Consider the following 5,882-nt stretch of genomic DNA (forward strand, 5'->3'; position numbering starts at 1 on the left):
CCCAAGGCAGAGCCGGCTCCCGCCCCCGCGGCGCCTCCCACCCCGGCACCGCCGGCTCCGCAGGTGGCGGAGACCCCCGGGCCGCCGGCTGGGCCCACACCGGAGCAGGTGGCGCGCCGCCGGGAGCAGTTGCGCGAATCGGTGGCCAACAAGGGACTCCTGGGGCTGCTCGGGGGCAGGGGGGCGACCTCCACCGCCGCCGCGCGGGGCTCGATCCTCGAGGGAAAGGGAGCGGCCGAGGACCTGGACCGGGTGCTGGCCCGGGTGGACGGGCTTCGCGCGGCCCCCGGGGGCTCCGGGGACCAGGCGGGTGGGGGTGCCCCGGTGCTGGCCGCCGGCCTCGGGGAAGACGCCCTTCGCGCTGCGGCCGGCGCCCAGCGCACGGTGCAGCTCCAGGACCGGGCGGACGAGGCGGTGGAGACGGTGGAAGACCAGCCCCTGGACGAGCTGACCCTGCGGGAGGCGGTGGCCGCGATCCACCGCACGGTGGGCACCTACCTGGGGGGGATCCGCTACCTCTACAACCGGGAGCTGCGCAAGAAGCCCGACCTGGAGGGCAAGCTCACGGTGAGCATGACCATCGATCCCGAGGGCACGGTGACGGCCTGCGAGGTGGTGGAGTCCACCCTGGGGTACCCGCCCCTGGAGGAGGCGGTGCTCGACCGGGTGCGCAAGTGGAAGTTTCCGCCGGTGGCCCCGAGGCCCATTACCGTGACGTACCCCTTCGTCTTCTTTCCCAGCATGTGAGAAAGGAGCGCCCGTTGCGACGCGGTTCCATGCCCCTTGCCCGGTCTCGGAGGCGGCGCCCGTTGGGCGCCGCGGCGGCGGGGGCGGTCTTCCTGTGTCTCCTGGCCGCGCCGGCCGCGGCGGCATCGACGGCGCGGCTTCGTGCCGAGCTCGGCCTGCGGGCGGCGGAGGCGGGCCGCGACCGCGGGGCACTGGAGGCCCTGGCAGCCGGCGCCGGACCCGGCGCCGTGCGGGGGCAGGCCCTGTGGGCCCTGTATCGTGGCGTTCCCGCCCCGCTCTCGGCGAAGGACCGGGTTCTGCTCGTCGCAGCGCTTCGCGACCCGGCTCCCGAAGTGCGCCAGGCGGCCTTGCGCTGCGTGGGCGCCGCGGGGGACCGGGCCCTGGAGAGGGAGGCCCTCGCCAGGGCCGCCGAGGACCCGGATACGGAGGTTCGGATCGAGGCCCTCCGGGCCGTTCGGCCCTGGGCCCGCCACGGCCAGGTGTACTTCCTGGAGCAGGCCCTGGCGGCCGAGCAGCCCCGGGTGCGGGCGGAAGCGGTGCGCAACCTCGCCCAGGTGGCCTACCGGGAGGTTCCCCACGAGCTCTTCGGCCGGGTGGCCCAGTGGGCCTCGGGCGCGGACCCGGACTTTGGCGTCCGCGCCGAGGCTCTGGACGCCCTGGGCCGCTGGGGGCGCCTGGAGTGGGGGCACGTGGAGGCCGCCCTGGGACAGCGGGAAGCGCCGGAGTCCTTCCGCCTGCGGGCGCTGGCCCTGGGCGATGGGCTGCCGCGGCCGGAAGGGCGGTCGGCGACGCTCCTGGACCTCCTGGCCACGGACCCATCGCTGCGGATCACCTGGGAAGCCTACCGCCGGCTCTCCCGGTCGGGGGCGGGGGAATCCGACCTGGCCCCCGCCCTGGCCCGGCTCCTGCCCCGGCTGCCCGAGAACAACGCCGCCACCGGTGAGATGGCAGCCTACCTACGGGCGCGGGGCTACCGCGCGGAGTACCGGTCGGGCACCTGGCACGTGTCGGGGCGGTAGGGGGCGAGGGGCTACCCAAGGTACTTTCGGGCCTTCTCCGCCTCGGCCCGCACGATGTAGGCCAGGTCCCAGTTCTCCGCGTCGCCTTCCCCGAGGGCGCGGGAGAGCAGGCGAGACAGGAGGGCGCGCTGCTCCTCCTGGAGCAGCCCGAAGCGGGCCATCTTGCCCAGGCTGCGGATGGCCTTGCTGCGCACCCCGGCGAACCGGTCCGACGCGCGGGCCAGCAGCCGGACGAACATCTCCGCCCGGGCGCGGCCCGGCACCGAGCCCGGCGGGGTCACCTCCACCACCTTGCCCAGCGCCCGGGCCGCCGTGTCGCGCACCTCGGGGTTGGGATCCTCCAGGGCCGCGAAGAGGACCGGCAGGGCCTCGATGACGCGGGCGTCCCGGATCTTTCCCAGGGCAAAGAGGGCAAAGATGCGCAGGTAGGGCTCCTTGGCCTGCCGGTAGGCCTCGAGCAGGGGTTCCAGCGCCCCGTAGCCCATCCGGCCCAGGGCCGCCGCCAGGTGGAAGTGGACCTTGAGGTCGCTCTCCTGCAGCGACCGGAAGATGGCCGGGAAGGCTCGGGTGCCCTGGTCCGCCAGAATCCCCTCCGCCTGCTCCAGCACGGGGACCATCTCGGGGTGGTCCGCCGGGTCGACGTAGAACAGGCCGATCACGGCCTGCACGGCCTCCTCGAAGTCCGAGTCCCCCAAGTCCGGCAGTCTGCGGGCCAGACCCTCCAGACCGTTGAGGATGTGCAGCTTGTCCTCGCTGCGCAGGGCGTGGAGCAGCGCCTTCATCGTTGGCCTCCCGTAGCGGAGAACCCCGTGGCGGGGCCGCTTCCCCCAGGGTCCCCTCGGGGAGCGGATGTTCGCCCGATTCTAGCGGTTCTCCACGGGATGACAAGCCTGTCTCAAGTTGGGCCGCGCGGGGGACGAAAGAAGGGGCGTCCACGGAGGTCCCATGGCCAACCACAAGCCTCTCCCGTTTCGGCGGCGAACCTTCCTGGTGAAGCACGCCTTCCAGGTGCGGTTCGCCGTGTATCCGCTTCTCCTGCTGGCCGCCTTCCTCCTGGCCGCCGGGGTCTACCTCTCCGACCACCTGGGCCAGGTGCTGCGGCTCCAGCTCTACCTGCCCCACAGCCGCCTGGGAAACCCCTGGGAGGTGGTGTCGCCCGCCCTGTACCGGGTGGCAGCGTGGGGCGGCGGCGCCTTCCTGGCTGCCCTGGCCGTGTGGGTGTGGGGGCGTTTCGGCCGCCTGCGGCGCGACCTGGACCGCCTGGCCGAGTGGGTGGCCACGCTGGCGCCGGGCACGCCCCCCGGCGGCCTCCCCCCCCTGGCGGATGGGGAGGTTCGGGCGCTGGGCGAGGCGCTGCTTCACGCGGCCAGGCAGCTCGATGCCTGGGAGGATGGGGTGCGTGCTGCCGGCGAGAGGCTCGCCCAGGCGGCGGGCCGGGTCGAGGAGGAGGGCTGGGGAGAGGGGGCAGCGCAGGTGCGCTCGGCCTGGAGCGACCTGAGGGAGGCGGTGGGGGCCCTTCGGGTCGAAGAGGATCTGGGATGAGGGGACGCGCCCCGGTCCTCGGTGCCCTCCTGGCCCTGGGGCTCGCCGCCGCGGGGAGCGTGCCCGGCCGTCATCCTCCCGACAGGCCCCACGCGTTTCTCGACGACGAGAAGCGCTGCGCCGGGTGCCACCGGACCGAGCCCGACGGCGAGGACTGGATCCTGGACCCGCACCTCTTCGTGGTCTCGGTGGTCGAGGCCTGCCGGGGCTGCCACCCGGCAGAGCAGATGGGGCGCTCCCACCCGGTGGAGGTCGCCCCGTCCCGGCTCCTTCGCCGCGGCCAGGTGCCCGAGGCGCTCCCCCTCCACTGGTCCGACGCGGCTCGGGCCGAGGTGGTCACCTGCGGCACCTGTCACAATCCCCACCTGCCGCGCCTGTCGCCCGAAAAGCTTCACTCCCTGCAACGGCCGGCACCCGGAGGGGGCGGCTACCTGACCTACTACCTGCGCATCCGGGGCAAGACCCCGCGAGAGGGCTTTACGCCTTTGTGCCACGCGTGCCATCCGGGCCTGTGAGGAGACGAGCCGTGCCGAAGACGCGCGAGGACGAGACCTTTCCCCTGACCTTCCCCCTGGGGTTCCTGGCCCGCACGGCAGCCGCTTCGGCAGCGGCGTGCGCCGTGGGCCTGGTCCTTCTGCGCTGGGTCCTCTCCCAGGAGCTGGGCGAGGAGTTCGCCCCGGCGTTCCACACCCTGCGCAGCACGCTGGGCTTTCTCGTGCCGGCCCTCACCTTTTCCCTCCTCGCGGTGCTCCTGGTGGCCTCGGGGGCGGTCTTCATCGTGGCGGTCCTCGCGTCCCACACGGTGGCCGGCCCCCTGTTTCGGCTGCAGCGGGTGGCGGGGTACCTGGGTCGCCGGGTCCTCACCGGCCGCATCCACCTGCGCGCCGGCGACCGGGGAAAACCCCTGGCCGCCGAGATGAATCGCTGGGTGGCGCACAGCCGCGAGCGGCTGACCCGGTTCCAGGCCCACGCCAGGGAGTGCGAGGCGCTGGTGCAGCGCTGCGAGGAGGCGGCCGGCAGGGGCGACGCGGGGGCGCTCCGGGGCGCCCTGGCCCAGATGCGGCGCATGGGGGAGGGGGCTTTCCGGCCAGCCCGGGATTGAGCCTTCGAGGCCGGGTGACGTCGCATCTTGACACGCTCGCGGGTTTGAACTATTCACCACATGCAATTGTCCTGCTGTGCTGTTTTCTTGTTGGGAAGAGGAAGAGTCATGAAGAACGGGTACACCGAGCGGATTATCGGTCGCCTGCGCCAGGAAGGGCTCAAGGTGACTCCCCAGCGCATCGCCGTGCTGCGCCACATGGACGGCAACACCGCGCACCCGTCCGTGGAACAGATCCACCGGCAGGTGGCCGTGGACTTTCCCACCATCTCGCTTGCAACGGTCTACAACACCCTCGATACCCTGGAGCGCATCGGGGAGGTCCAGGCCATCACCATCGATCCCGCCCGCAAGCACTACGATCCCGAAACCCGGCTCCACCACCACCTGATGTGCACCGAGTGCCGCAAGATCGCCGACGTGTTCGCCGACTACTCCTCCGTGCTGCGGGTGCCCGAGGAGCTCTCGGCGCAGTTTCGGGTGCAGGAGGCGTCCGTCTGTTTCCGGGGCATCTGCCGGGACTGCGCCCAGTAGCCGCCGGGGTGAGATCTTTCCCTCCCCGTCTTTTCCTGATCCTTGCCGCGCTCGCCGCCTTCGCGACCTCCGCCGGGGCGCAGGGGGGCATCCTCACAGGTGAGGTGGAGTGGTCGGGGGTCGTCCGGGTGTCCGAGGACGTCCTGGTCGCCCCCGGCGCCACCCTCACCGTCCTCCCGGGCACGCACGTGCTCTTTGCCGAGGCCCTGAGCACCCGCACCGACCCCGTCTTCTGGAGCCCGGGCACCGAGCTCGCCGTGGCGGGGCGCCTTCGGGTCCAGGGCACCCCCGAGGCGCCCGTGACCTTCGAGGGGGACGGGGCGGGACGCGGCGCGTGGGGCGGGATCGTGGCCGCGCCGGGTGCCGAGGTCCTGCTGGGTGGAGCCGTGGTGCGGGGTGCCCAGGAGGGGCTCCTGTGCGTGGGGGCCCGGTGCCGCCTGGATGGGGTGCGGGTCGAGGGAGCCGAGTACGGTGTGGTCCTGGGCCCCGGCAGCGAGGTGGACGCGACCGACGTGGCGCTCTTGGGGTGCCGGGTGGGCCTGCTCGACGCCCGGCAGGCTCCGGCGCCCATCTCAGGAGTGACCGTCTCCGGGGCCGCGGATGCGCCTGTGCTCTCGGTGCCGGCCCCTGCCCGAGCGGCCGCTCCGGTGGCGGCACCGGGGGCTCCCCGGCCGCGCACCGAGATCCTGGGGGAGCTCGCCGTCGAGGCGGACGAGGCCTGGTCGGGCGAGGTGATCCTGAACGCACGGGTGACGGTGCTGCCCGGCGCCGTGCTGACCCTGATGCCGGGCACGCGGGTCGCGTTTCGCAGAGTCGATCCCCACGGGTACGGGCTCGGGGTGGGAGAGCTCCTCATCCTGGGGGGCATCCGCAGCCTCGGGTTGCCCCACGCGCCGGTCGTCTTCGAGTCGGCGGAGCCGACACCGGCCCCGGGCGAC

Annotated in this window: 8 protein-coding genes; 7 read left to right on the forward strand and 1 reads right to left on the reverse strand. The window is 73.4% G+C overall.

What is annotated here, in order from left to right; translation table 11 throughout:
* Both AB1578_21525 and AB1578_21530 read left to right on the forward strand, forming a co-directional pair.
* A partial coding sequence (locus AB1578_21525) for an AgmX/PglI C-terminal domain-containing protein (protein MEW6490478.1) occupies positions 1-747 on the forward strand: 747 nt, incomplete at its 5' end.
* A 62-nt stretch (positions 748-809) separates the two neighbouring features.
* A complete protein-coding gene (locus tag AB1578_21530) occupies positions 810-1,766 on the forward strand; it encodes a HEAT repeat domain-containing protein (GenBank protein ID MEW6490479.1) in 957 nt (318 codons plus the stop codon).
* An 11-nt stretch (positions 1,767-1,777) separates the two neighbouring features.
* On the opposite strand, the gene AB1578_21535 is transcribed toward AB1578_21530, so the two are convergent.
* Complete coding sequence (locus AB1578_21535) at positions 1,778-2,548, reverse strand: HEAT repeat domain-containing protein (GenBank protein MEW6490480.1); 771 nt, start codon at positions 2,546-2,548, stop codon at positions 1,778-1,780.
* A gap of 163 nt (positions 2,549-2,711) precedes the next feature.
* On the opposite strand from AB1578_21535, the gene AB1578_21540 reads away from it, so the two are divergent.
* The 5 genes from AB1578_21540 to AB1578_21560 all read left to right on the forward strand — a co-directional run.
* Positions 2,712-3,308, forward strand: a complete 597-nt coding sequence (locus AB1578_21540; protein ID MEW6490481.1) for a hypothetical protein — start codon at positions 2,712-2,714, stop codon at positions 3,306-3,308.
* Positions 3,305-3,823 carry a hypothetical protein gene (locus AB1578_21545; protein MEW6490482.1) on the forward strand — a complete coding sequence of 173 codons (519 nt, stop codon included), beginning with the start codon at positions 3,305-3,307 and terminating at the stop codon, positions 3,821-3,823. Before AB1578_21540 ends, AB1578_21545 begins: the two co-directional genes overlap by 4 nt.
* Positions 3,824-3,834: 11 nt before the next feature.
* Entirely contained in the window at positions 3,835-4,410 is a 576-nt protein-coding gene (locus AB1578_21550; protein ID MEW6490483.1) for a hypothetical protein, read from the forward strand.
* 108 nt (positions 4,411-4,518) lie between these two features.
* Entirely contained in the window at positions 4,519-4,944 is a 426-nt protein-coding gene (locus AB1578_21555) for a Fur family transcriptional regulator (protein ID MEW6490484.1), read from the forward strand.
* Positions 4,945-4,952: 8 nt separating this feature from the next.
* Positions 4,953-5,882, forward strand: a 930-nt coding sequence (locus AB1578_21560) for a hypothetical protein (GenBank protein MEW6490485.1), incomplete at its 3' end; no start/stop codon positions are given.

The sequence above is a fragment of the Thermodesulfobacteriota bacterium genome, from assembly GCA_040756475.1.
Taxonomy (GTDB): Bacteria; Desulfobacterota; Deferrisomatia; order Deferrisomatales; family JACRMM01; genus JBFLZB01.

What these genes read in the sequence shown, in the direction of transcription:
- AB1578_21535 (MEW6490480.1), bottom strand. Translation starts at nt 2,548, where the DNA reads ATGAAGGCGCTGCTCCACGCCCTGCGCAGCGAGGACAAGCTGCACATC.
- AB1578_21555 (MEW6490484.1), top strand. Translation starts at nt 4,519, where the DNA reads ATGAAGAACGGGTACACCGAGCGGATTATCGGTCGCCTGCGCCAGGAA.
- AB1578_21545 (MEW6490482.1), top strand. Translation starts at nt 3,305, where the DNA reads ATGAGGGGACGCGCCCCGGTCCTCGGTGCCCTCCTGGCCCTGGGGCTC.
- AB1578_21540 (MEW6490481.1), top strand. Translation starts at nt 2,712, where the DNA reads ATGGCCAACCACAAGCCTCTCCCGTTTCGGCGGCGAACCTTCCTGGTG.